This window comes from Pasteurella sp. P03HT, assembly GCF_054052285.1.
Map to the genome: position 1 here is coordinate 111,910 of NZ_JBSIUM010000005.1, position 21,783 is coordinate 133,692.

Below are 21,783 nucleotides of genomic sequence, written 5' to 3' on the forward strand. Positions count from 1 at the left end.
AAACGTTAAAGGAAAAGAAATGAGCTATCAAGTATTGGCAAGAAAGTGGCGACCAAAAACATTCACCGATGTGGTTGGACAAAGCCATATTTTGACAGCACTTTCTAACGGTTTGAAAGAAAATAGATTACACCATGCATATTTATTCTCTGGGACACGTGGTGTAGGTAAAACCTCCATTGCTCGTTTGTTTGCAAAAGGATTGAACTGTATCAATGGCGTGACAGCCGAACCTTGTGGTCAATGTGCGCATTGCAAAGCCATTGAAGAAGGCAATTTTATTGATTTGATTGAGATTGATGCGGCATCGCGTACTAAAGTTGAAGATACGCGCGAGCTTTTGGATAACGTGCAGTATAAGCCTGTGCAGGGACGTTATAAAGTGTACTTGATCGATGAAGTGCATATGTTATCTCGCCATTCGTTCAATGCGCTACTTAAAACATTAGAAGAGCCGCCAGAATACGTTAAATTTCTTTTAGCCACGACAGATCCGCAGAAACTGCCAATTACGATTTTATCTCGTTGTATGCAGTTCCATTTAAAAGCGTTAGAACAACACCAGATTGCTCAACATCTCGAATTGATTCTCAAACAAGAAGGGATTCCTTTTGATTCTTTAGGATTAGAAAAACTGGCGAAAGCTGCACAGGGGAGTATACGTGATAGTTTGAGTTTGACAGATCAAGCGATTGCGATGAGTAATGGGCATATTACACTTTCTATCGTGCAGGATATGCTTGGTCTGTTAGATGATAATCAAGCGTTAGAGATGATTCATGCTTTGCAACAGGGAAATGGCGAAGCATTGATGCAAGCGGTACAGGCTGTAGCGGAGAAAGGGGGAGACTGGGATGAGTTATTGCGTGATATGGCAGAGAAGTTACATCACATTGCGATGCAACAACTATTGCCTTCTCAGCACACTGATGATGCAAGCCAACTGGCGTTTTTAGCGAGCCATCTCTCAGCAGAAGATATTCAATTTTTTTATCAAGTCATTTTAACGGGACGCAAAGAACTCGCCTTCGCGCCTAATCGTCGTATTGGTGTGGAAATGACCTTGCTGCGTGCTTTGGCTTTTCACCCAAAGCACATAAATACACAAGCGATTTCGCTTTTGGATAAATCGTCAGCGATATCAGTGTCGACAGATAACACGGAGCAGAATCAATCAGCGACCAACAAGTACGTTGATATGCCAGTGATTTCACAAACGATCAAAGCACAATACAAAAGCGATGTAAAAGCCGCCCCAACGTTTTCTCCACAATCTGTTTCCTCATCTTCAATTGATGATGAGCAAGAGACTTCTGTAGGCTATTCCGCTGCGTTGGATGCTTTTGCTCAACTTGATAAGTTAAACACGCTTTCAGTCAATCCACAGAAAGAAGAAAAAAAAAATTCTGATCCTAAACGAGTCCAACTAACAGCGATTACTTCGGAAGTATCTCATAAAACAGAGCAAAATATGACCGCACTTCCTATCGTAGAAATGCGAAAAGAAGTCGCGAGTCGAAAAGTTATTTCTAACAACAAGCCTTCCTCTTCTTTTTTACAAAAAACAGCGGAGCTCAACATGCAGCAAAGCTCATTAGTGTCAGAGCCTGATGAGGTAGGGCAAGAAAGCGAATCTGATGAACTGGATGAGACGAATTTAGCTGAAACATATCGTTGGGAATGGCGCAATCCAGAATTAGCAAAGACTCAAGACGGAATCAAACCGTCAGAATTGAAACACTCTTTAGAGCAAGAAATCACGCCGGAATTAAGACAAAAGGTTATTCAAATTGCTCGTGAGCAAGATCCGTGGACAGATCTTGTAGAGGCATTGCCGATTAGTAATTTAACGAAAGAATTAGCATTGAATTGTGTGTTAGTTGAACAAGAAGATACGAAAATTACATTAGCAATGAAAGAGGACAAAGTACATTTAAACACCCCAACAGCCTATCAAAACCTACAACAAGCACTGAGCCAATTTAAGCAAAAAACAGTGCAATTATCGATCGAGCGGATGACAACATCGCTATGTACGCCAATGGAACGATATCGCCAAACATACAAAACCTTGCGAGAACAAGCTAAGCATGAATTAGAACAAGATGAGAAATTACAACTTTTCTTGAAAGAGTTTAATGCAGAATTAGACTTATCGACAGTGAAACCAGTGTAACGAAGGAAGTGAAGTATAAAATCATGCCCTCTTTTTTGAGGGCATGATTGTTATGACTTATGCTTGTGTGAGGTATGTTTATTGGGATGTAAACCAACATAACCTCGTTTATGTAGAATACTTTCTTTGGCTTTCTTGATCATTTTTTCAATTGTTGACCCCTGTACTAAAATAGAGAAAGTGACAACCGCGTAGGTCATCACTAATAATAAATCACGTACATCCATCCCAATATGTTCAATAAAGAGTATGCCTTTAGGAATGGACAATGCCATGGCGAGTGATAATCCGCCGCGTAATCCTCCCCACGTTAAAATACTCAATGTATAGGGGTTATAGTTGCGAAACCGTTGCATGATTTGAAAAGGTATCCATACACTGAGATAACGCCCAACAAGACAGATTGGAATCGCTAACATGAGTAAAATCACGCCTTGTGTAGTGAAATCGACTAATAGCATAGCTAATCCAATAAGTAGGAATAACAAAGAGTTGAGGAAATGGTCGATCATTTCCCAAAAATGATCTAAATATAGACGGCTTTGTTTCGAAAAACCAACGTAGCGTGTCCAGTTCCCGATTAATATTCCAGCGACTACCATCGCTAAGGCACCAGACACATGTAGCATATTGGCGAGCATAAAGCCTGCTGTTGGGATAGTTAATGTTAAGAGGATTTCAAGGCTACCATCATCTGTTGATGAAATTAAGAAATGAGCGACCAGACCGAGAAGAAACCCAAATAAAATACCGCCGACGGCTTCTTGTAAGAATAATGTTGCGATACCACTTGCAGACGGTTCGTGTCCACCGAAGGCAACAGCAAAAATCGTTGTGAAAATGACCAATCCCACGCCGTCATTAAAGAGCGATTCTCCCTCAACTTGCATAGATAAACGTTTCGGTGCTTTTAAGTTTTTGATAATTGCCAGTACAGCAATTGGATCGGTTGGGGAAATTAACGCACCAAATAAGATGCAGTAGATTAAGTCAATTTGCAGTCCGATGACACTCGAAATTGCGTAGAGAACGCCACCTATGATGAAAGTAGATGCAACAGTTGAAAAAAGAGCAAAAGTAGTAATTTCCCATTTTTGATTTTTCAAGACGGGGAGTTTGATACCCAATGCGCCCGCAAAGAGTAAGAAACCCAATATGCCGTTGAGTAAGAAACTTTTGAAGTCTAATTGCTCCATCACCTGTGTGGCAAGAATATCAAGTTTAAACCAAGAAAGGTGACCAAAGATAAGAAATAAGACGGAGACAATAATTGAAGTGGCGGTAATGGCAATCGTGTATTGAATTTTATCGTTAATTTTTCGAGTGATAAATCCGATGAGAATCGAAATAGCGGATAAAAAACAAATATAAGTATAAATATTCATAGGATAGCTTCCGAGTGAAAAAGAAAAAGGCTAATTTTATCCCGCGAAAATTAGCCTGCTAAGTATAAAATAAATTGGCTTTCTTTAGAAAGGAGTAAATCAATACAATGTGTAAAATTATGCGGCTGCCGTGAAGACAATTTTAACGTTATGATCATCAACTACTCATTTTATTTCTACCGTTGCTCGTATTATAGGCATTTATCTACCAACCCATTCAACTCACACTCGATTCATTTTGTCATAGCGAACTCTATCGGAGAGATAAATTCGTACGTTAATAATACAGTTTTGATTTGAACCTGATTCATTTAAAAGGATATCAATGTCATGATAAATAGCCCTTGCAGATAAACCTTGATTGGTAAGAAAACGTTGAGTATTGTCCATTGTTTTACTCTTTTATCGTTGCATAACAAACAAAAAAGAGGATATCTATTTTGTCGCAAACTCGCTAAAATTACGCCATGTAATTCTTATATGGAATAGAGAATGAAATTGCTTATTTCAAACCAACATGGTGCGATTGTTATGGCGCTCATGCCATTTCTGTATGGTATGTTATTATCACAGCCTGTTTGGCAGCATATTTTTCTTTTTTTAGCTTGGGCGGCATTATATTTGATGACTTATCCTTTTTTGAATTTATTTAAGGGAAGAAATCAGTCCATGAATATTAAATGGACATGGATTTATGGTTTAACCAGTGCAGGCTTTGCGTTACCTGCCTTATGGTACAATATCTATATTGCTTATTTTGTCATCGCGATGTTACCACTCGTCGCAGTGAATATTTATTATGTTAAGAAAAAAGATGAACGAGCTTTCTTGAATGATGTTGCAGGTATTGCTATTTTTGCCATTGCAGGTATGGCAGCGTACTATTTTTCTCAACCAGAGTTTGATCAGAAAATTGGCTTGGTTGCGTTATATCCAAGTTTATTTTTTATTGGTACGACACTCTATGTAAAATCGGTTTTACGTGAGCGTAAAAATCCACGTTATTTAAATATATCGATTATTTTTCACTTACTGTGTGTGTTGATGTTTTTACCTTTGCAGCAATATTTGCTAGCATTAACCTATCTTCCCCCTCTGGTCAGGGCGGTTTGTTTGCCTCGAGTTAAATTATCGGTCAAACAAGTCGGGCTTGCAGAGATAGGGGTTTCATTGTTATTTTTTATTATGCTATTGATGGCAACGTTATAAGGTTTAGCTATGAAGAAAATTATTGTGCTGAGTATGCTGTTATCCATGACTTTTGGAGTCCAAGCACAATCAAATACGCTCAAAAACGAGAGCGTGAGTGATTTATCTACGATATCGGTAGCGCAAGCGACTGAGGGTGGAGAACAGGCTTTGCAAGCGTTAAGTGATGACGAACGTAGAACGTTAATTTTACAAGCCGCCGATAAACAAGATTGGAAGACCGCATTTGACTTGCTTTTGCCGTTAGCGCAAAAAGACGATTATCAAGCGCAAGCGAATCTCGGTATTTTGTATGCGAGAGGTCAAGGTGTTGAGCAAGATTTTGAAAAAGCGTATTGGTGGTTCAGTGAGGCGGCAGAGCGAGGAAGTATTAAGGCGATTAATAATCTTGCGGTGTTTTATCTACAGGGTAATAGTGTAAAAAAAGATATTAAACACAGTATTAAACTGTTTGAAAAAACGGCCGAATCGGGTTCATTGGATGCCATGATGGTATTAGGACAAATTTATGAGAATGAACTAAAAGAATTACCCATGGCATTTAAGTGGTTTAAAAAAGCTGCAGAGGCAGGGAACCATGATGCACAATATCGCCTTGCTATGATGTATGAAAAGGGCGAGGGGACAAAGAAAAATAAAAAACAAGCAGTGTATTGGTATCAACAACTTTCTCGCCAGTCAAGCGAGTTAGCCGCGGTGGCACAAGAGCGTTTATCGCGCTTAAAATAAGTGAGTTGGCATAGGAAAAAGGAGGCGTATTTGCCTCCTTTTTGTTACGAATTGTCGGGATAACAGATTTCAATTTCCGCATTACTGTGTAATCCACGCGGTAATTGAGTGCCTTTTCTGCCGCGTTCCGCTCGGAATTTTTGTAATTCTTCTGGTTTCAAAGTGACTTTACGTTTGCCTGAGTGGAATACTAACGTAGCATTTTCTTCAATTAACAGTAACCGCACTAACAATTCAGAACGATCTTTTGCATTTGCGGCAGGAATCGTGACGATCTTATTTCCTTTCCCTTTAGCTAATGAGGGCAAATCTTTAGCAGGGAAGATCAACATTCTACCTGCTGAAGTTAAAGCCACTAAAAGTGCGGTCTCATTTGTGAGTGTTAATGGCGGTAGCACTTTTGCATTTTCAGGTAAGGAAATTAATGCTTTACCTGCTTTGTTGCGCGCGACCAAATCTTCAAACTTACAAATAAAGCCATATCCTGCATCAGAGGCCATTAACAACGGTTGATTTTCAGTTTCGATTAACACTTGTTCAACACTTGCACCCGCGGGTAGCGTGAGTTTGCCTGTTAACGGCTCACCTTGTGAACGTGCTGACGGTAGCGTTAATGGATCGAGCGCATAACTACGGCCCGTGCTATCGATAAAGACAGCCGCTTGGTTGCTCTTACCATAAGCGTGGGCAAGATATTTGTCCCCCGCTTTGTAGCTAAGATTTTGGACATCAATGTCGTGACCTTTCGCACAGCGCACCCAACCCATTTCCGATAAAATGACAGTAACAGGCTCAGCAGGAGTCATTTCACTTTCAGAAATTGCTTTAGCTTCCGCTCGTTCCACTAATGGTGATAAACGTGGGCTGGCATAAGTTTTAGCGTCTTGTTGGATTTCTTTTTTGATTAAAGTATTTAAACGACGTTCAGAACCTAACGTCAGTTGTAAACTATCGCGCTCTTCTTCTAAATGATCTTTTTCTGCTTGTAATTCGTGTTCTTCTAACTTCGCTAAATGACGTAAGCGCAAGTTCAGAATAGCTTCTGCTTGTTCATCCGTTAAGTTAAAGCGCGCCATTAACACGTGTTTCGGCTCATCTTCATTACGAATGATATGGATCACTTCATCAATGTTGAGATAAGCAATCATCAAACCGTCTAAAATATGTAAGCGAGCAAGTACTTTATCTAAACGATGTTGTAAACGGCGAGTGACGGTGGTGCGACGGAATTGTAACCATTCAGTCAGGATTTCAACTAAGCTTTTTACCGCTGGTTTATTGTCCAAACCAATCATATTCATATTTACACGATAGCTTTTCTCTAAATCTGTCGTGGCAAATAAATGCGCCATTAAGGCATCACAATCCACACGATTAGAACGTGGTACAATCACAATACGAATTGGGTTCTCGTGATCAGCTTCATCCCGAATATCTTCCACCATTGGCAGTTTTTTCGCTGTCATTTGCTCAGCAATTTGCGCAATCACTTTTGATGGAGAAGCTTGATGTGGAAGTGCGGTGATAATAATTTCACCTTCTTCTTTCTTCCACACTGCCCGCATACGTATACCACCACGACCTTGCTCATACAGTTTGCGAATCTCTTCTTTAGACGAAATGATTTCTGCTTCAGTTGGATAATCAGGACCTTGAACCACAGTGAGCAAGTCATCTAGTGTCGCTTTCGGATTATCAATTAACATTACCGCTGCATCGGCAATTTCATTAATGTTGTGTGGCGGAATATCAGTTGCCATACCTACGGCGATCCCCGTTGTACCATTTAATAAAATGTGTGGTAAACGTGCGGGTAAATATTGGGGCTCAGCTAAGGTACCATCAAAGTTTGGTTGATAATCAACAGTGCCTTGACCTAATTCCGATAACAAGACTTCCGCAATTTTCGATAAACGAGATTCGGTATAACGCATCGCTGCGAAAGATTTTGGATCATCTGGCGCCCCCCAGTTCCCTTGACCGTCTACTAATGGATAACGATAAGAGAAAGGTTGTGCCATTAACACCATCGCTTCATAGCAAGCCGAGTCACCGTGTGGGTGGAATTTACCTAAGACATCCCCCACAGTACGAGCCGACTTTTTGTATTTTGCGGTAGCATTTAAGCCCAGTTCTGACATGGCATAAATGATGCGACGCTGTACTGGTTTTAACCCGTCGCCAATAAAAGGCAATGCACGATCCATAATGACGTACATTGAGTAATTGAGATAGGCTTTTTCAGTGAACTCGCGTAATGGGGTTTGTTCAATGCCTTCGTAGTTGATTGTGTTCATAATGTTGTTTTGGTTTTTTGGGTTAATTTTATGTTTGACCTACTTTTCTTTGCTCGTGCAAAGCAAAGTAGGCAAAAGAAACACGCCCCTGATTTTTCTTTTTCCTACGCTTATTGCTAACTTTTGGAATCAACTTTCCAAACTCGCTTGCATTACAAGCTCAAACAAGGAAAGTTATTCTCAAAAGTTGACGCAACCGCTACGGCGAAAAATAAGGGGAAAAAGTTCAAGTAAAGTTGTTCATAAATATTTAAAATTTGTCTAAAAAAGACCGCACTTTATTTTACTTGCGCTTTGTTGTTGTCACGCAACGTCTAAATTTAGACCGCTAAATCCACTTGATCGCCTTTGGTTTGTAGCCAGTTTTTGCGATCTTCTGAGCGTTTTTTAGCGAGTAGCATATCCATTAATTCTAAGGTTTCAGCATCATTATCTTCTTCTTTGTTGTAAGTGAGCTGAACTAAACGGCGAGTATTGGGATCCATTGTAGTTTCGCGTAATTGGATCGGGTTCATTTCACCTAAGCCTTTAAAACGTTGTACGTTTGGTTTGCCTTTTTTGTTTTTCAAACGGTCTAAAATCGCCTCTTTTTCACCCTCATCTAAGGCATAGAAAACCTCTTTGCCTAAGTCAATGCGGTAGAGGGGCGGCATGGCAACATAAACGTGACCGTCTTGTACCAGTTTTGGGAAATGGCGGAGGAATAAGGCGCATAATAGGGTTGCGATGTGCAAACCATCAGAGTCCGCATCGGCGAGGATACAGACTTTACCATAACGTAATTGCGAAAGATCGTCGCTGTCGGGGTCAATTCCTAACGCCACTGCAATATCGTGAATTTCGGTTGACGATAACACTTGTTCAGATGATACTTCCCACGTATTTAAAATTTTACCGCGTAAAGGTAAAATTGCTTGATATTCACGATCGCGTGCTTGTTTTGCAGAGCCGCCCGCCGAGTCACCTTCCACCAGAAATAATTCGGTTTTTTCTAAATCTTGTTGGCTACAATCGGCAAGCTTACCCGGCAGTGCAGGACCGCTGACTAATTTTTTACGCACCACTTTTTTCGATGCACGTAAACGGCGTTGTGCTGAACTAATCGCCATTTCTGCCAGTTGTTCTGCTTGTTGTACGTTTTGGTTTAGCCATAAACTAAAGGCATCTTTCACAACGCCGCTCACAAAGACCGCACTTTGACGAGAAGATAAACGCTCTTTAGTTTGTCCTGCAAATTGGGGATCTTGCATTTTAACTGAGAGCACATAAGCACAGCGTTCCCAAATATCGTCAGCCGTTAATTTGACACCACGTGGCAGAAGATTGCGAAATTCACAAAATTCACGCATGGCATCGAGTAAGCCTTGACGGAGTCCGTTGACGTGTGTTCCGCCTTGAATAGTTGGGATCAAGTTGACATAGCTTTCGCCCAATAATTCACCACCTTCTGGCAACCATAATAATGCCCAGCTCACTGCTTCTTTGTCCCCTTTAAAATCACCAATAAAAGGTGATTCAGGTAAGGTCAGTAAACCATTTACCGCCTCGCTTAAATAATCAGATAAACCATCTTCATATAACCAAACATCTTCAGTGTTGTTGACTTTATCGATGAATTTGATTTCTAAGCCCGAACAAAGTACTGCTTTTGCACGCAATAAATGGCGTAAGCGAGAAACCGAGAATTTGTCACTATCAAAATATTTTGGATTGGGTTTGAAGTGGACGGTCGTGCCTGTATTACGTCGTCCACAAGTGCCGATGACTTCTAATTCCTCGACTTTAACGCCGTTTTCAAAAGCAATTTTATAGACTTCACCGTTGCGTTTGACCGTCACATCAACACGTTCAGACAACGCATTAACCACCGAGATCCCCACGCCGTGTAAACCACCCGAAAACGCATAGTTTTTATTGGAGAATTTTCCCCCAGCGTGTAATTTAGTGAGGATCACTTCCACACCAGACACTTTTTCGATAGGGTGAATATCCACTGGCATACCACGGCCGTTATCAATGACTTCAAGTGATTGATCTTTATGTAAAATCACTTCGATTTTCGTCGCGTGTCCTGCCAATGCTTCGTCCACACTATTATCGATGACTTCTTGACCTAAATGGTTGGGGCGAGTGGTGTCGGTGTACATCCCTGGACGTAGTTGGACGGGTTCAAGATCTTTTAAAACGGTTATTTCATTCGCAGAATAAGTAGTTGTCATAGTAAATGATAGGTTGACTGTCAAAATTGCCCAAGATTTTAGCAAAAAAAGCCTGTTTTTGCACTATGACATATTTTTAGCATATTTATTCACTAAAAATGGAAACGTCGTGAGTTATGTCAACAAAATCAGATCACGGCAATTTTAAGCGCGGGCTTTGATCTTGGCGTCGTGAATGCTTATGCGGCTTATGCGGTCAAGCACGAATTTGATAGCGTCGACAGTATCGATATTATTAATATTAATGCAGGTCGCCATGGGTGTTATTTTGTGACGAACTTTGATCCAGAAGTGAATTTCCGTGAATTTACGGGGACTGTTTGGAGCTGGCAAAATAGCCAATGGGTTGCCAACAAAATGTTTGAAGTAAAACGTACAGATGATTTCCCCATCGTGGGTATACAACATTCCTATTTAACAGGTCACGATGAAAACGGCGATCGTGAGTTAACGTTTTAATGCATAAAAATAATGAGCAAGTGCGAGTGGTCACTCGCACTTTTACTTTTCAGCTCAGTATATATCCCATGCTATACTTTCTTTCGCTATCCTGCCTTGCTACAATGCGCCCATTCTTTACTTAATACGCATCAAAGAAAGCATAAGTATGAAGCAATGATTCGACAAATTGCGTTAAATAGTAAAATGGCGGGAGTAGATATATCCCCTATCGGTGATGCAGGCTTTTACGGTATTACCGTTCCAGAAAATATTATGACTGACTCGATGGCGATTTGTGGACCCCGTCATAGTTATATCCGTATGGCGATGTCAATCAATCGTTAAGTATATTGGCTGCAATTTAAATTGAAATAACGTATCACATGGAAAAAATAGAATTAATTAAAGCAAGCTACAATGAGTTGCCTTATATTTCCAAAGGCTTTTCACATACTTTGCCTGAACGGCAAAAAGCGGTATTAGCATTACTTGGTTTTGAGACACCAGATATTCAGTACGCGAATGTATTAGAAATCGGCTGTGGGTTTGGTGGCAATTTGATTTGTAGTGCGTTGTTACATACCGACGCGCATTTTACAGGGGTGGATTTATCTGAAAAACAAATTGAAGGCGGAAAACAAATTATTCAACAGTTGGGATTAAACAACGTTACACTACACTGCCAAGATATCTCGTTTTTTGAAAATACGTCAACAAAGTTTGACTACATCATTTGTCATGGTGTGTTCAGTTGGGTACCCGAATCCGTTCGTATAAAAATTCTGGAATTGATCCAATCGCACTTAGCAGAAAATGGCGCCGCCACAATTTCTTATAATACCTATCCAGGCTGGAAATCATTAGAGGTGTTAAAGGAGATCATGACATTCCGAGTGAATCAGCTAGAGAAAAATCAGCTTGCCTCCTTGCCTCCATTAGAAAAAGTGGCTTACGCTAAAGGAACGGCGGCATTTTTCGCAGAACATTTGCTAGATAACTCGGTGTTAAAAGAAATTGCAGAGGGGGTAGAAAGCAAGGATGAGCATTATCTTTACCATGAATACTTTGAAGAAGATAACCAGCCTTTTTATCTGCATGAGTTTGATGCTTTACTCGCACAATATGGACTCGCGCATATTTGTGATTCGACGCTTGGGGCAACGTTTCCGATTTTTAAAAACGATGAGATTATCGAGAAGCTGGATATAGAGTGTGGAGATAATCATTTACATAAAGAACAATACTATGACTATTTATTAAATAGACAATTTAGAACCAGTATTGTGACACACCGTGCCAATAAAGAAAAATGTAATATTTCCCGCACGATCAAGACAGCACATATGGATAAATTATATATCAGGGCGAATTTAGGGAATGAGTCTACTTCAAAAGTTATGATGAAGTTAAAAGAAATTCATCCTCAAGTGATCAATGTGTCCGCGTTTATTGACCGTTATTTTGCGGATAATCAAGACGAAGGCTATTCGTCAATTTTATTGGAAATGTATAATCAGCATCTTGATTTTTACGCCAGACCAATTGAAATTAAAACAACAGACAAGCTGAAATTGAAAGCAGTATATCGGCATTATTTGGAATACTATTTAACAACAGATAGACCGATGGTGAGTTTATCTAATTTTATTGGCAATACCTTGCAACTTTCTCATACGGAAATTAATACGCTTTTACTGTTTGATGGCGTAAGAACAGATGACGATGTGATTCAGTATCTGTTAGCAAAAATTGAGGAGGGCGTATTCCAGATTGGCAAAGATTATGAGCAGGATGATCGCCAACAATTAGTGGAAAAAGTGGTTAAGGAGATGCGAATGTTTGTTGAAGCCAATTTGATGAATGAATAACAGCTGTTATCAACACAAAAGAAAAGAGGCATAGGCATGCCTCTTTTTTGTCTAATGTTAATTTGCAAATAAATTTGTCCATAAGTGATGGATCAACGCGCGTTCAGATTGAAATTCTTGATCAGACACAACAGATGGCTCACCTAATAAGTTGAGGTGATGAATACGATCACGCAATGTCACATAACATGCCTTTAATTGTGTGGCGACTTCTTCAGAAATGACCGCACTTTCAGCCATCACATCAAAAATCCTGACGTTATCTGACCATACTGCCAATTCTGGATGCTGTGGTGCATTGGCAAGAACTAAATATTGTGCAATGAACTCAATATCCGTAATGCCACCACGATCGGTTTTGATATTGAAGGTCCCTGTTTTACTGTGAGCAAGGTGTTCATACATTTTTTGACGCATCGCCACGACATCTGTTTTGAGCGTATTCAGATCGCGTGCTGTACAAAGGACGGTTTGACGAATGGTTTCAAATTGTTCACATAAGCGAGGGTCACCATATACTGCACGGCTACGTACCAAGGCTTGTTTTTCCCAAGTCCATGCTTCATGTAATTGGTAATGCTGGAAAGCCGTAAGCGAACTGCATAATAATCCTGATTCGCCAGAAGGGCGTAAACGCATATCGACATCATATAACACGCCTGCAAAGGTATTCATGCTAAAAATACTGATAATTTTTTGTGCCAAGCGTAAATAGAATTGATGGCTGTCGATGCTACGTTTTGCCCCGACAGTTTGGCTGTTTTCTGCCGATTGATAGAGAAAAACGAGATCTAAATCAGATTTATACCCGAGTTCAATCCCACCTAATTTGCCATATCCGACCACGACAAAGCCCTTTTCATTTTCCGCTAAATGTGCAGGAGTGCCAAAACGCGCACTGACTTGTTGCCAAGCCAGATTCACGACAACGTCAAGGATCGCTTCTGCTAAAAATGTCAAATGGTCACTGACTTTCATCACGGGCAAAGCGCCGAGAATATCAGCGGAGGCAATACGTAATAGGGCAGTTTGTTTAAATTGACGTAGCCCATCAATGATCTGTTCTTCATCTTCTGGCGGCAAACGGAGCAAATATTGACGCAATTCACTTTGGTATTGATCATGTGGAGGGGGATTGACTAATGCTTTGCGATCCAAAAGCTCGTCAAGCAAGATTGGATGGCGGGCGACTTGTTCCGCGATCAACTTGGATTTTGAACATAATTCAATCAACTGGGTCAAGGCTTGCGGATTTTCTAGTAATAATTCGAGGTAAGTGGTCCGCGTGACGATTTTTTCCACAATATTCAGTAGTCGCGGTAACAGAGTGTGATAAGCAGGATGGGAAAAAATATGCTGAAGTAGAATCGGTAACAACTGATTGAGGACTTCGCGACCACGTGCGCCAATTGGGCGACGTAATAAATCGTGACGAAATTGCAGTAAAGTATGAATGATTTGTTCAGTATCCGCTTCATGTACATGATTTTCAGCTAACATCTGTTCAATATCTTGCTCATCTAAATCAGCGTCTAAAAAATCATACCAAGCGTGTGTATTGTCATGGTTTTCTTCTTTTTCTTCGCCAATTAACGTATTAAAAACTGCTCGCACTTTTTGTTGGTGCTGGGTTAACACCTGATAAAAGCTTGCCCAATCAGAGATCGGATAGGTGACGTGTTCGGGTTTCCCGTGTAGGTCCCATTGAGTAAAAGCACGTGTTGCTTCGACTAAACGCCAACGATCGATTTCCTGTTCAGGTAATTGCTGAGTTTGTTGATCATGGATAGCTTGCAGCACATTTTCTGTACGACGTAAAAATAAATAGGCTTGTTGGAGATCCACTTTTTGTTGAACGGAAATCAGATCTAATTTAGCAAGCTCAGGGAGTAGGGCTAGTAGTTCATGACGTTGTAGTCCCCTTTCTCGTCCACCTCGAATCAATTGAAAGACTTGTACGATAAATTCGATTTCACGAATCCCACCTGCGCCCAATTTGATATTATCGACTAAACCACGACGGCGTACCTCACGTTCAATTTTACCTTTCATCTCACGCAACGATTGAATCACGCTGAAGTCAATATAGCGACGGTACACAAAAGGGCGGAGCAGTTGTTGTAGGGTTTTCACATGAGGATCTGTTGCTTGAGCCCCTAAAATGCGCCCTTTTATCATGGCATAACGTTCCCAGTCGCGCCCTTGTTCTTGGTAATATTGTTCTAGCGCATTAAAACTCAACGCCAACGCGCCACTTTCGCCAAAAGGGCGTAAACGCATATCGGTACGGTATACAAAACCATCTGCAGTATAGTGGTCTAAAGCGTGAATTAAGCGCTGTCCTAAACGCGTAAAAAACTTCGCATGATCAACCGCACGTCGTGTACCGACTGTTTCGCCATTACTTGGATAGGTAAAAATCAAATCAATATCGGAAGAAAAATTGAGTTCAAAGCCCCCCAATTTCCCCATACCTAAAATATACAGTTGTTGTGGATTTCCCATCTCATCAATGGGGGTGCCCATTTCTTCACAGGCGCGTGCATAGAGCCAATCCCGTGCGCCAATAATTAGGCTTTCTGCTAATTGAGATAAACGAATAAAAATTGCTTCGACTGTCGCTAAGTTTAAGCTTTGACAAAAACTCAATTTTGCTAATTCTTGATGACGGAACGCGCGTAACACTTCATAAAAATGCGGTTCAGCGTCGACTGCGCTCAGTAATTGAGTGAGACGGGGGGAATAGTCACTGCATTCTGCAAAGGATGGGGGAGATTGCCAACACTGGTGTAAAAAGTGCGGGTATTTTTGTAGGACTTCGCTGAAAAAATCGGAGAGCGCTATCGCATACTGCAACTGTCCAATTGGACGAGTACGATCTGTCTTTTCCTTTTCAATTTGTTGGAAAAGCGTAGCATCGTATTGTTCTGGAAAATGGACAATCAGTAATTGAGCAAGTTCGGTTAATTTAGCATCAAATTGAGCAAAGGGAAATGACATAGGCAATCCTATCAAATCAGCACAAAACATGCAGACTTTAGCATAAAATCTTGTCTTTCACTGCAGGAATTTTGCGATTTTGTGCGTTAATTTTGAATGTTTTTTATGTTTTATTTTGCAGAAAATGAAGAAAAAGACGGAATCGTGTGAGAAATAAGCCTTGTCCTGCTGGATCAAAATATTATAGACTTAGCCACTTAGTCGGGGTGCTTGCAACAAGCTGAGATAATACCCGTGAACCTGAAGCAGTTAATACTGACGTAGGAAACTAACAGTCATTATTGCTGTGTACTTTTTTGGTGAAATCACAAGAGAGGACACAATGTCTAAATTAAAAACGTCTTTATTGTTAACCGCACTTTCCACTTTTTCTGTTTCTGTATTTGCACAAAGCCAAGCAGTGAATGTCTATACTTATGATTCATTTACGTCAGATTGGGGCGCAGGTCCAAAAGTGAAAGCCGCATTCGAAAAAGCGCATCCACAATGCCAAGTGAATTTCACTGCATTCGGTGACTCAGGCACAATGTTCAACCGTTTACGCTTAGAAGGCAAAAAAACAAAAGCAGATGTGGTTGTTGGTCTTGATAACTATGCATTAGAAGAAGCGGAAAAGAGCGGTTTATTTACAAAAAATAATGTGGATTTAGCGCAACTTTCACTGCCAATTGAATGGAAAAATCAAACTTTCCTGCCTTATGATTTTGGACAATTCGCCTTTATTTACGACAAAACGAAAGTACAAAATCCACCAAAAAGTTTAAAAGAATTAGTTGAACGCCAAGATTTGAAAGTAATTTATCAAGATCCACGCACCAGTAGCGTTGGACGTGGTTTATTGATTTGGATGAACAGCGTGTATCCGCAAAATGAAGTAGAAAATGCGTGGAAATCGTTAGCGAAACATACTGTTACTGTGGGTAAAGGTTGGTCTGATACTTACGGTGCATTCTTAAAAGGCGAAGCGGATTTCGTGGTAAGTTACAGCACATCGCCATTGTATCACCTAGTGTTTGAGCAAAAAGATCAATACGTGGCGACTGAATTTGCCGAGGGTGGCGTGTTACAAGTTGAAACTGCGGCAAAAGTGATTGATCGTAAAAATGCTTGTGCCGATCATTTCTTAAGCTTTTTAGTGCAACCAGAAGCACAACAGCATTTAGTGACCAGCAATGTGATGTTGCCTGTGATTAATGGCAAAATTGAACCGCACTTTGATGCGTTAAAAGAAAAACAATTGAAAGAAAAAGTGTTAGATACTAGCAAAGTGACCGCAGAACAGCTTAAAAACTGGATTGCAGTATGGCAGGCAACATTAACAAAGTAATGTTGTAATAATGCCAATGCGTTTTTTCCATCAGACGTTCCGCCCATCGCATTACGTGGGCGGAATTTTTGTAATTGCATTTTTGCTGCTATTTTGCGGCAGTGCCTTATTTTCACTTTTTTCTGCACAAGGGGATTATGGCTGGCAACAGCTTGTCAGTGATCAGTATTTGCATCACGTTTTAACCTTTAGCTTGTGGCAAGCGTTTTTGTCTGCGTTATTATCCGTTTTCTTTGGTTTTCTTGTGGCTCGCGCCTTTTTTTATCAACACTTCAAAGGCAAGCGATTTATTCTTAAATTATTCTCTCTCACCTTTGTTTTACCGTCTTTGGTGGCAATTTTTGGTTTGCTTGGCGTGTATGGTGGTTCAGGTTGGTTAGCAAAAATCAGTACATTTTTCGGAAGCGATTGGACACCCAATATTTACGGCTTAACTGGTATTTTAATCGCGCATCTTTTCTTTAATATTCCACTGGCTTGCAAAATGTTTTTACAAAGTTTGCAAAGCATTCCTGTTCAACAGCGCCAGCTTGCAGCACAACTGAATTTACGTGGTTGGCAATTTATCCGCTTGATTGAATTGCCTTATTTACGCCAGCAAGTTTTTTCTGTTTTCACCTTAATTTTTATGCTTTGTTTCACGAGCTTTGCGATCGTGTTAACCTTAGGTGGTGGACCGAAATATACCACTTTAGAAGTGGCTATTTATCAAGCGATTTTATTTGAATTTGATTTACCGAAAGCCGCATTATTTGCGTTGTTGCAGTTTGTGATTTGCTTTGCGTTATTTACGTTAAGTAGCTTGTGGGGCAAAGCGCCTGCCACCGTGTTGCATAACAAAAATTATTGGCAAGACAAACAATCAAGTGCGGTGCAAATCTGGCAAATTTTTTTGATTGTTGTGGCAAGTTTGTTTGTGTTGTTGCCTTTGTTTAACACGTTGGTTTCCGCCTTTTTTTCAGGCAAGTTTTTCAGCTTATGGGCAAGTGAACAACTTTGGCGTGCATTAGGCTTTTCGTTTGTGATTGCGCCAACATCGGCATTACTGGCGGTGTTGATGTCCGTTGCATTATTGTTATTAGCAAGGCGCTTGGCTTGGTTACATTATCCCGTATTATCTCAAAGTATTCTGAGTATTGGGACGATGATTCTCGCCATTCCTACACTGGTATTAGCGATAGGGTTATTTATTCAGCTGCGTGAGGTTGATTTTTCAACATTACACCTTTTTGCAGTTGTGGTATGCTGTAACGCCTTGATGGCAATGCCTTTTGTATTACGCATTTTAGCGGTGCCAATGTATAACAATATGATTTATTATGAAAAATTATGTGAGTCTTTGAATATTCAAGGCTGGCAGCGTGTTAAGTTAATTGAGTGGAATCAGTTACGTGCCCCAATACAATATGCCTTTGCATTAGCTTGTGCATTATCGCTCGGTGATTTTACGGCGATTGCGTTATTTGGTAGCCAAGATTTTACGTCATTGCCTCATTTGCTGTATCAGCAACTTGGGCATTATCGTAGCCAAGAAGCCTCAGTCACGGCGTTTATTCTGTTGATGTTATGTATGTTGATCTTTGTGGTGATTGAGCGACAAAAGGAAGAGAACAATGATTAAATTAGAACAAGTTCATTTTCAATATAAAAATGCAGATTTCTGGTTTGATTTGTCTGTTCCAGCTCAACAAAAAGTCGCCATTGTGGGCGCAAGTGGCTCGGGCAAAAGCACCTTATTGAATTTATTGGCGGGCTTTGAATTTGCCGCACAAGGTGAGATTTGGTTAAACGATGAAAATCATACCGACACCTTGCCACATCAACGCCCTGTATCCATGTTATTTCAAGAAAATAATTTATTTACGCATTTAACTGTGGCGCAAAATATCGCTTTGGGGTTAAAACCTAGCTTAAAATTGACTGCACTTGAAACACAACAAGTGGAGCAAGTGGCAAATGCCGTGGGGTTAGGCAAATTATTAGCCCAATCGCCAAAAAATTTATCAGGTGGACAAAAACAACGTGTGGCATTGGCACGTTGTTTATTACGCGATAAACCGATTTTATTATTAGATGAGCCTTTTTCTGCACTCGATCCTGAATTGCGTGCTGAAATGTTGAATTTACTTTTGACGTTATGTGACGACAAAAAATTGACTTTGTTGATGGTGACACATCAGTTAAGTGAAGTGAAAGATAAAGTGGATCGTATCATTCAAATTGAGAATGGTAGGATCAGTGATTTATCTCTTTGAAATTCACAGTTTTAATGGAAAATAGACCGCACTTTTGCGGTATAAAAAAACGGAAAACAACTATGACAATAGCAACATCTTTTCAAGTAAAAACCCTAACCCCACATCCTTCTTTGGAATATTGGTCTGTATGTAAAGTGGAAGCGTTATTTGAAACGCCCTTTTTGGATTTAGTCTATCGTGCAGCGCAAGTGCATCGTGAACACTTTAATCCAAAAGCGATTCAATTATCGACTTTAATGTCGATTAAAACGGGTGGTTGCCCTGAAGATTGTGGTTATTGTCCGCAGTCTGCTCGTTATCAAACAGGCGTACAAAATCAGCAATTATTAGAAATTGATGAGATTGTCGAGAAAGCGAAAATTGCCAAAGCACGTGGCGCAGGGCGTTTTTGTATGGGCGCAGCTTGGCGTGGTCCAAAACCAAAAGATGTGGCGAAAATTACTGAAATTATCAAAGCAGTAAAAGCCCTAGGTTTAGAAACGTGTGGAACTTTTGGGTTATTACAAGACGGTATGGCGGAAGAGTTGAAAGAGGCGGGTTTAGATTATTACAACCATAACTTAGATACCGCTCCAGAGCATTATCACAATGTGATTGGTACTCGCCAGTTTGATGACCGTATCAACACCTTAGGCAAAGTGCGCAAAGCGGGCTTAAAAGTATGTTGTGGTGGGATCGTCGGTATGAACGAAACCCGTAAAGAGCGTGCGGGTTTAATCGCAAGCCTTGCAAATTTAGATCCACAACCAGAATCGGTACCCATTAACCAATTAGTGAAAGTGGAAGGCACGCCATTAGCAGAAGCAGCAGAATTAGACTGGACAGAATTTGTACGTACGATTGCGGTTGCTCGCATTACTATGCCAAAAAGCTATGTGCGATTATCCGCGGGTCGTCAAGGAATGTCTGAAGAAATGCAAGCAATGTGCTTTATGGCGGGCGCAAATTCCATTTTCTATGGCGATAAATTGTTAGTCACGGGCAATCCAGAAGAAGATGGCGACCAATTATTAATGGCGAAATTAGATTTAGAACCAGAAACGGAAGAAAACCGTTATCGTGCAGAAGATTAATATTATGTAAAGAGCGGTCTATCGCTAAAAAATTTTACAGATATAGGGGGAGGCGATCTGTTTTCCCCACCATAAAAAGATGACCTTTCGTATTTAGCTATAAAAAAACACACTCAAATCTGAGTGTGTTTTTTGTTAACGCTTAAGTAAATAAAAGATTACATTTTGACTTGTTGTTTAATCGCATCGGCAACAAGTTCAGCTTCTGGTCCAAGGATCACTTGTAACCCATTGTCACCTAATTTGACATTACCTTTTGAGCCCAGTGCTTTTAATTGTTCTTCATTCACTTTATTACGATCATTGAGCACTAAACGTAAGCGTGTGATACAAGCGTCGATAGTTTGGAAATTATCTTTCCCCCCTAATGCAACAATAAAGTTAGCAGCACGTTCTTCACGAGAAGCATCTTTTTTCACTTCAACGCTCACTTCATCGTCTTCACGACCAGGCGTTTTTAAGTTGAATGCTTTGATTGCGGCACGGAAGATGACATAGTAAATCACTGCAAACACAAGACCTTGTACTAATAGCATATACCATTGTGTTGCAAGTGGGTTTTGTGAAGATAAAACCATATCAACAAAACCAGCACTGAAACCGAATCCTGCCATCCATTGCATTGAAGCAGCAATGAAGACAGATAAACCTGTTAATAACGCGTGAATCACATAAAGCACTGGTGCAACGAACATGAACGCGAACTCTAATGGCTCAGTGACCCCTGTAAAGAATGAAGCTAATGAAGCCGCAATCATTAATGACGCAACTTGTGCTTTTTTCGCTGGTTTAGCGCTGTGATAAATAGCTAATGCTGCCGCAGGTAAACCAAACATCATTACAGGGAAGAAACCTGCTTGGTACATACCAGTCACACCTAGTACAGCCGTACCATTTGCAAGAGATTGCGCACCGCCTAAGAAGTTAGGGATATCATTGATACCTGCAACGTTGAACCAGAACACAGAGTTTAGTGCATGGTGTAAACCAACTGGGATTAATAAGCGGTTTAAGAAACCATAGATACCCGCACCTGTCGCCCCGATATCTGTGATGGATTTACCAAAGCCTACTAAACCGTTGAAGATCACTGGCCATAAGTACATTAAAATGAAAGACACAATGATCATCACAACAGACGTCACGATTGGAACTAAACGTTTACCACTAAAGAACGCTAATGCAGGCGGTAATTCAACTTGGTGGAAACGATTATAGAGTTCTGCTGAAATGACACCAACTAAAATACCAATAAATTGGTTATTGATTTTACCAAACGCAGCAGGCACTTGGTCTGCAGCAATACCTTGTAATTGAGCAACAGCACCAGGAGAAAGCAGGGTGGTCACCACTAAAAAACCGACTAAACCAGAAAGTGCGGCAGAACCATGTTTATCTTTTGACATACCAAATGCGACACCCACCGCAAACAGTATCGCCATGTTATCAATAATCGCGGCACCAGACTTGATCAAGAATGCGGCTAATTGGCTTTCGCCACCCCAACCATTCGGATCAATCCAGTAACCAATCCCCATTAAAATCGCCGCTGCAGGCAAGGCGGCAACAGGAACCATTAATGCCTGCCCAATTCTTTGTAAGTAACTTAGCACACTCATAGGAACTCCTTTTATTTTTTTATTTGGATAGTATTGAGAAGATCGTAAACGTTTTCTCAATTGCTGTAACTATATGCCGATAAATTTCTATTGCAAATTAAAACTCTGATTTTTGTGATTTTCATCACTAAATATTCTAGTCAGATCACTTTCTATTAGCTATTTAAAATAACTTATTTTAT

15 protein-coding genes and 1 riboswitch are annotated in these 21,783 nt (G+C 40.4%); of the genes, 10 read left to right on the forward strand and 5 right to left on the reverse strand.

Annotated elements, in window-relative coordinates; genetic code table 11:
* The first annotated feature begins 19 nt into the window (after positions 1-19).
* Positions 20-2,176, forward strand: coding sequence for a DNA polymerase III subunit gamma/tau (gene dnaX, locus ACWIT3_RS05640; RefSeq protein ID WP_457161803.1), 2,157 nt, complete (start codon positions 20-22; stop codon positions 2,174-2,176).
* 50 nt (positions 2,177-2,226) lie between these two features.
* Here dnaX and ACWIT3_RS05645 read toward each other — a convergent pair whose 3' ends face one another.
* Entirely contained in the window at positions 2,227-3,561 is a 1,335-nt protein-coding gene (locus ACWIT3_RS05645; protein ID WP_457161804.1) for a cation:proton antiporter, read from the reverse strand.
* A 492-nt stretch (positions 3,562-4,053) separates the two neighbouring features.
* On the opposite strand from ACWIT3_RS05645, the gene ACWIT3_RS05650 reads away from it, so the two are divergent.
* Positions 4,054-4,770 (forward strand): YwiC-like family protein, encoded by a 717-nt coding sequence (locus ACWIT3_RS05650; protein ID WP_457161805.1) that lies wholly within the window; start codon positions 4,054-4,056, stop codon positions 4,768-4,770.
* A 9-nt stretch (positions 4,771-4,779) separates the two neighbouring features.
* Complete coding sequence (locus ACWIT3_RS05655) at positions 4,780-5,499, forward strand: tetratricopeptide repeat protein (RefSeq protein ID WP_457161806.1); 720 nt, start codon at positions 4,780-4,782, stop codon at positions 5,497-5,499.
* A 44-nt stretch (positions 5,500-5,543) separates the two neighbouring features.
* On the opposite strand, the gene parC is transcribed toward ACWIT3_RS05655, so the two are convergent.
* Positions 5,544-7,796: a DNA topoisomerase IV subunit A gene (parC, locus tag ACWIT3_RS05660; protein ID WP_457161807.1), complete on the reverse strand. Its 2,253-nt coding sequence runs from the start codon at positions 7,794-7,796 to the stop codon at positions 5,544-5,546.
* A 320-nt stretch (positions 7,797-8,116) separates the two neighbouring features.
* Complete coding sequence (gene parE / locus ACWIT3_RS05665; RefSeq protein ID WP_457161808.1) at positions 8,117-10,015, reverse strand: DNA topoisomerase IV subunit B; 1,899 nt, start codon at positions 10,013-10,015, stop codon at positions 8,117-8,119.
* 171 nt (positions 10,016-10,186) lie between these two features.
* On the opposite strand from parE, the gene ACWIT3_RS05670 reads away from it, so the two are divergent.
* The 3 genes from ACWIT3_RS05670 to ACWIT3_RS05680 all read left to right on the forward strand — a co-directional run bounded on the left by ACWIT3_RS05670 (position 10,187) and on the right by ACWIT3_RS05680 (position 12,324).
* Positions 10,187-10,474, forward strand: coding sequence for a hypothetical protein (locus ACWIT3_RS05670; RefSeq protein WP_457161809.1), 288 nt, complete (start codon positions 10,187-10,189; stop codon positions 10,472-10,474).
* A gap of 156 nt (positions 10,475-10,630) precedes the next feature.
* The gene (locus ACWIT3_RS05675) at positions 10,631-10,801 is read left to right on the forward strand and encodes a DUF7916 family protein (RefSeq protein ID WP_457161810.1); all 171 of its coding nucleotides are present in this window, start codon (positions 10,631-10,633) and stop codon (positions 10,799-10,801) included.
* Between the two features lie 38 nt (positions 10,802-10,839).
* On the forward strand, positions 10,840-12,324 hold the full coding sequence (locus ACWIT3_RS05680; RefSeq protein ID WP_457161811.1) for a methyltransferase regulatory domain-containing protein: 1,485 nt from the start codon (positions 10,840-10,842) through the stop codon (positions 12,322-12,324).
* 57 nt (positions 12,325-12,381) lie between these two features.
* Here ACWIT3_RS05680 and glnE read toward each other — a convergent pair whose 3' ends face one another.
* Positions 12,382-15,324 (reverse strand): bifunctional [glutamate--ammonia ligase]-adenylyl-L-tyrosine phosphorylase/[glutamate--ammonia-ligase] adenylyltransferase, encoded by a 2,943-nt coding sequence (gene glnE, locus ACWIT3_RS05685; RefSeq protein ID WP_457161812.1) that lies wholly within the window; start codon positions 15,322-15,324, stop codon positions 12,382-12,384.
* Between the two features lie 192 nt (positions 15,325-15,516).
* A riboswitch (TPP riboswitch) is annotated at positions 15,517-15,608 on the forward strand.
* Positions 15,609-15,646: 38 nt separating this feature from the next.
* On the opposite strand from glnE, the gene thiB reads away from it, so the two are divergent.
* The 4 genes from thiB (at position 15,647) to bioB (ending at position 19,982) form a co-directional block, all read left to right on the forward strand.
* Positions 15,647-16,651: a thiamine ABC transporter substrate binding subunit gene (thiB, locus tag ACWIT3_RS05690; RefSeq protein WP_457161813.1), complete on the forward strand. Its 1,005-nt coding sequence runs from the start codon at positions 15,647-15,649 to the stop codon at positions 16,649-16,651.
* A 10-nt stretch (positions 16,652-16,661) separates the two neighbouring features.
* Entirely contained in the window at positions 16,662-18,272 is a 1,611-nt protein-coding gene (gene thiP / locus ACWIT3_RS05695) for a thiamine/thiamine pyrophosphate ABC transporter permease ThiP (RefSeq protein ID WP_457161814.1), read from the forward strand.
* The gene (thiQ, locus tag ACWIT3_RS05700) at positions 18,265-18,906 is read left to right on the forward strand and encodes a thiamine ABC transporter ATP-binding protein (RefSeq protein WP_457161815.1); all 642 of its coding nucleotides are present in this window, start codon (positions 18,265-18,267) and stop codon (positions 18,904-18,906) included. Before thiP ends, thiQ begins: the two co-directional genes overlap by 8 nt.
* A gap of 62 nt (positions 18,907-18,968) precedes the next feature.
* The gene (bioB, locus tag ACWIT3_RS05705) at positions 18,969-19,982 is read left to right on the forward strand and encodes a biotin synthase BioB (protein WP_457161816.1); all 1,014 of its coding nucleotides are present in this window, start codon (positions 18,969-18,971) and stop codon (positions 19,980-19,982) included.
* A 158-nt stretch (positions 19,983-20,140) separates the two neighbouring features.
* Here bioB and nagE read toward each other — a convergent pair whose 3' ends face one another.
* Positions 20,141-21,601 carry an N-acetylglucosamine-specific PTS transporter subunit IIBC gene (gene nagE / locus ACWIT3_RS05710; RefSeq protein ID WP_457161817.1) on the reverse strand — a complete coding sequence of 487 codons (1,461 nt, stop codon included), beginning with the start codon at positions 21,599-21,601 and terminating at the stop codon, positions 20,141-20,143.
* Positions 21,602-21,783 lie beyond the last annotated feature (182 nt).

Bases quoted from the DNA above. Each gene is read 5' to 3' on its own strand.
- nagE (WP_457161817.1), bottom strand. From the start codon at position 21,601: ATGAGTGTGCTAAGTTACTTACAAAGAATTGGGCAGGCATTAATGGTT.
- thiP (WP_457161814.1), top strand. From the start codon at position 16,662: ATGCCAATGCGTTTTTTCCATCAGACGTTCCGCCCATCGCATTACGTG.
- parE (WP_457161808.1), bottom strand. From the start codon at position 10,015: ATGACAACTACTTATTCTGCGAATGAAATAACCGTTTTAAAAGATCTT.
- ACWIT3_RS05675 (WP_457161810.1), top strand. From the start codon at position 10,631: ATGATTCGACAAATTGCGTTAAATAGTAAAATGGCGGGAGTAGATATA.
- dnaX (WP_457161803.1), top strand. From the start codon at position 20: ATGAGCTATCAAGTATTGGCAAGAAAGTGGCGACCAAAAACATTCACC.
- parC (WP_457161807.1), bottom strand. From the start codon at position 7,796: ATGAACACAATCAACTACGAAGGCATTGAACAAACCCCATTACGCGAG.
- bioB (WP_457161816.1), top strand. From the start codon at position 18,969: ATGACAATAGCAACATCTTTTCAAGTAAAAACCCTAACCCCACATCCT.
- ACWIT3_RS05650 (WP_457161805.1), top strand. From the start codon at position 4,054: ATGAAATTGCTTATTTCAAACCAACATGGTGCGATTGTTATGGCGCTC.
- ACWIT3_RS05680 (WP_457161811.1), top strand. From the start codon at position 10,840: ATGGAAAAAATAGAATTAATTAAAGCAAGCTACAATGAGTTGCCTTAT.
- thiB (WP_457161813.1), top strand. From the start codon at position 15,647: ATGTCTAAATTAAAAACGTCTTTATTGTTAACCGCACTTTCCACTTTT.
- thiQ (WP_457161815.1), top strand. From the start codon at position 18,265: ATGATTAAATTAGAACAAGTTCATTTTCAATATAAAAATGCAGATTTC.
- ACWIT3_RS05645 (WP_457161804.1), bottom strand. From the start codon at position 3,561: ATGAATATTTATACTTATATTTGTTTTTTATCCGCTATTTCGATTCTC.
- glnE (WP_457161812.1), bottom strand. From the start codon at position 15,324: ATGTCATTTCCCTTTGCTCAATTTGATGCTAAATTAACCGAACTTGCT.
- ACWIT3_RS05655 (WP_457161806.1), top strand. From the start codon at position 4,780: ATGAAGAAAATTATTGTGCTGAGTATGCTGTTATCCATGACTTTTGGA.